Source organism: Bacillus sp. LR--39, assembly GCF_053613335.1.
Window position 1 is genome coordinate 1 of the sequence record NZ_JBSIOT010000691.1, and the last position, 793, is coordinate 793.

Annotated in this window: 2 protein-coding genes; one reads left to right on the top strand and one right to left on the bottom strand. The window is 46.4% G+C overall.

Annotated elements, in window-relative coordinates; all coding sequences use genetic code 11:
- Positions 1-45: 45 nt before the first annotated feature.
- The gene (locus tag ACWHAR_RS25880; protein ID WP_003242570.1) at positions 46-366 is read right to left on the bottom strand and encodes a MazG nucleotide pyrophosphohydrolase domain-containing protein; all 321 of its coding nucleotides are present in this window, start codon (positions 364-366) and stop codon (positions 46-48) included.
- Between the two features lie 116 nt (positions 367-482).
- Here ACWHAR_RS25880 and ACWHAR_RS25885 point away from each other — a divergent pair.
- Positions 483-793: TIGR00730 family Rossman fold protein (locus ACWHAR_RS25885; protein ID WP_452088275.1), on the top strand; the 311-nt coding region annotated here is incomplete at its 3' end.

Consider the following 793-nt stretch of genomic DNA (forward strand, 5'->3'; position numbering starts at 1 on the left):
TGATGAAATCACAGGTTAAAAAAAGCGGCCATCGCGGCCGCTTTTTTATGCATGCTCAAATCGTTTTGTCAGTTTTTCTTGGTGGGCCTTCATGACGTCTTCTAAAGAGACACCATACATATCAGCAAGAATGGCGATATTTCCGATGACATCTCCCATTTCTTCAATCAATTCTTGTTTTTGCTCAGCGCGTGACGATTCTTTCTCATCCGGCCGGTCTCTGCCGATTTCATACGCCCTGACAGCCCGGGCCAGTTCTCCGGCTTCCTCCATTAAAAAGCCGACGCGAATAAAAGGTCCGTATTCTGTCCAGCCTCTTTTTTCGTAAAACTCTTTCATCCATTTTTCTGCATCAGCCAGCTGCAATCTCATCACTCCTGCATTCTTTATGTATTTCATATTGATATTATCACATGAAGATGGGACAATATATAGTGTGTTTTTGAATGTTTAACACGATATATAGATGCGGAGATGACAAGATGAAAACCATTTGTGTATTTGCGGGATCAAACCCTGGGGGAAATGAAGCGTATAAAAGAAAAGCGGCAGAGCTTGGCACGTACATGGCTGAGCAGGGAATCGGCCTTGTCTATGGAGGCTCCCGCGTCGGCTTGATGGGCACGATTGCCGACGCGATTATGGAAAACGGCGGAACTGCAATCGGGGTCATGCCGAGCGGTTTGTTCAGCGGGGAGGTTGTCCATCAGAATCTGACTGAGCTGATTGAAGTAAACGGGATGCATGAACGAAAGGCTAAAATGAGCGAGCTGGCGGACGGCTTTATCTCGAT